Annotated in this window: 3 protein-coding genes; all 3 read right to left on the bottom strand. The window is 54.7% G+C overall.

What is annotated here, in order from left to right; genetic code table 11:
- Positions 1-160: 160 nt before the first annotated feature.
- Positions 161-1,114 (bottom strand): protein rep, encoded by a 954-nt coding sequence (locus GHO41_RS29000; protein WP_153334625.1) that lies wholly within the window; start codon positions 1,112-1,114, stop codon positions 161-163.
- 337 nt (positions 1,115-1,451) lie between these two features.
- Complete coding sequence (locus GHO41_RS28995) at positions 1,452-1,754, bottom strand: hypothetical protein (RefSeq protein ID WP_153334639.1); 303 nt, start codon at positions 1,752-1,754, stop codon at positions 1,452-1,454.
- Positions 1,751-2,071, bottom strand: a complete 321-nt coding sequence (locus GHO41_RS28990; protein WP_153334641.1) for a hypothetical protein — start codon at positions 2,069-2,071, stop codon at positions 1,751-1,753. The genes GHO41_RS28995 and GHO41_RS28990 overlap by 4 nt, the downstream gene beginning before the upstream one ends.
- Positions 2,072-2,380 lie beyond the last annotated feature (309 nt).

Raw genomic sequence — 2,380 nt, 5'->3', positions numbered from 1 at the left:
GACCTGTCAACTTTTCGCGCATGGTTCAAGCCAACCAAGGCAAGGGCGCACTTACGCAAACTACGTTTGCAGGCGGTCCGTTGGACGTGTTTAGACGTTGAAGTTAAACGGGCAGGCCTGCCTGGCACTGCTTACGCTACGCTGAGCAGTGTCAGGCAGGTCAGCCCGTTCCAGTAGCAAGCTTTTTGGCTCTTTCCAGAATGGACGCAAGCAAAGCAGGAAGCGCCTGTGGGTGAGTCTCGGCCATGTCCAAAACGATGGACTCCGACTTGGTGCGCAAAATGGCTCGCCATTGCTCGTCGGTTAGTTCGGCCAGCATGAGCGCACTGTCTTCCTGAACGGCTGCAAGTTCCTCGTCTGATGCCTGTTCACCCATGGCGAGCAGATCGCGTAAGCCGTTTGACCAGTAGAGCTGACGTTTTCCCTTGAACGCTTCGGCATAGGTACGAAACAGGATTGCCGACTGTTGCCAGCCCTCAGACTTATCGAGGACGGCTCTCAGGAAGTCCCAGGGCGTGCGTGAGCCGTTACGGCCCTTCTTGGTGTGGCTTTTGGTCAATTCGCTCTCTAGGCCCCATTTGGAGGCGTAGGCAGCGGCATAGGTGCCATCATCAACCCTGCAACCATGCTCATCAGAAGGACGCGGCAAACCAGCACGCATGCACGCTTGTTGCCAAAGAGGGCTGAATGCGTGGTGTACGGATTGAGGCGAAAAACCCTGATCGAGAAAGAGCAAGACATGAAGGTGTGGGTGAAAGCCATTTTGGCCATGGGTAACTTCCAGAGCCCGGATGGTTCCACGAATACCCAAGAGCTTTCTGAGCTTCTGCCCGGCACGGCTGGTTGTAGTGCTGCGCCATGCTGTGTGGATTTGCTTCAAGAGTGCTGGCAAATCGTCGCCAAGCCCGTGCGGCACTGTCAGGGTCAGCATGAAAACATCCCACTCACGCGCTTTGGCGAGAGCCAGAGCAGTGGTCAGTTCAGCACGACGGCGCTCGCTGATTTTGGCGGCACAAACCGGGCAAGCCCATACGGAAGCGCAGACCTGAAGGCCCGTATAGAACGCCTTGTTGTGCTCCTTGCTCTTGAGTACCTGGAGCGATTGATTTGGCACTCTCCAACGCATGCACTTAGACGTGCGTGAGGTTGGCAATAGCCAATTAACGATGCTTTTTAGAGCGAAACGCTCGCAGCGGAAAAGCCTAGGATCGACAGGCAACCCAGCGGTGATTTCCCCCGTGCTTTGGTCAACCGTTAGGTGAGCGGAGTCAGTTATCGCGTATATACCAAGGGGCTCCGCCCGAAAGGCCGTTTCTGGCCCGGAATTCTGGTAACGCCCGGAAGTGTTATTCTTGTCCATGCAGATCCTTGTCCTGCAAAACCCGGGGTAAATCGCGGCGCCAACCGCGACCCCCACAGAACCCCCTACAGCGCTAACTGGAGGGGGTTTTTTATTGGCTGGTCAAAATGCGCTTAATGGTTTCGGCGTGCGCGTCAGCTTGCTGGTAATCCATTTGCAAAGGGCCGAGAAAGGCCATGGTGAATTTCGGATTCTTGGGTGCAAAGGCAACCATGATCTGGCCGCCATTAGGCTTTGGCATTCCGTTGTAATAAAACTCAGCGAAATGGTGGAACTCATCGAAGTTATCGAGATCGTCCACGCAGGGCATAAGCTCTAAGCAAGGCCCGTGGGGGTCGTCAGGGTGAAAGAGAGCGACAACGAGTTTTTTGGTTTTCTTCATTTGAACGTTCATTCGTTGGGTTCCTTGCGTTGGAAGGTGCGGAGTTTGGTTTGTTGGTCAATGAGTTCAATTTGAGCCTGATTGGCATCATGTACGGCTTCAAGCATCGAACGCTGCATGATTTCCAAGGCACGGCCCGGCTCTGCTTTTGCCAAGCGTGCAGCCTGAGCAATTCCCAAAATCATGGGGATGTTGCCCTCCATAATCTCGGTTACAAAGCTGGCTGCAGCCACACCAGTCGCATCGTTAAGCTCATTGAGCGCAGCCTTGAGTTCATCGGAAATAGTCAAAGCCATCCGATTTTGTGGCTTGCGTTTTTTGGTAGTCATATTGCACCGGTGAGTTGCTTCTCGTGACTCATGGTATTGTGTGATTTGACGATCCGTCAAGAGCAGCCTCCGGCGGCATTCGGCATGTGCCAAGGGTGCATGGGGTGAAACGTCCCATGCTCCCTAGGCGGAGCGTGCTTTTGATCGAGTCGGGTCAAGGGTTCGCTTCGCCCGTGCTTCCGTTTGCCGGGAAGGTGGGACAATTTCCCGACAAGCCGGGAGCGCGGCCCCTGACCTGTCAACTTTTCGCGCATGGTTCAAGCCAACCAAGGCAAGGGCGCACTTACGCAAACTACGTTTGCAGGCGGT

Source organism: Pseudomonas sp. FSL R10-0399, assembly GCF_009600165.1.
Taxonomy (GTDB): Bacteria; Pseudomonadota; Gammaproteobacteria; order Pseudomonadales; family Pseudomonadaceae; genus Aquipseudomonas; species Aquipseudomonas helleri.
Note: the sequence above shows the minus strand (reverse complement) of the source record. Positions and strands in the feature narration are given on the sequence as shown.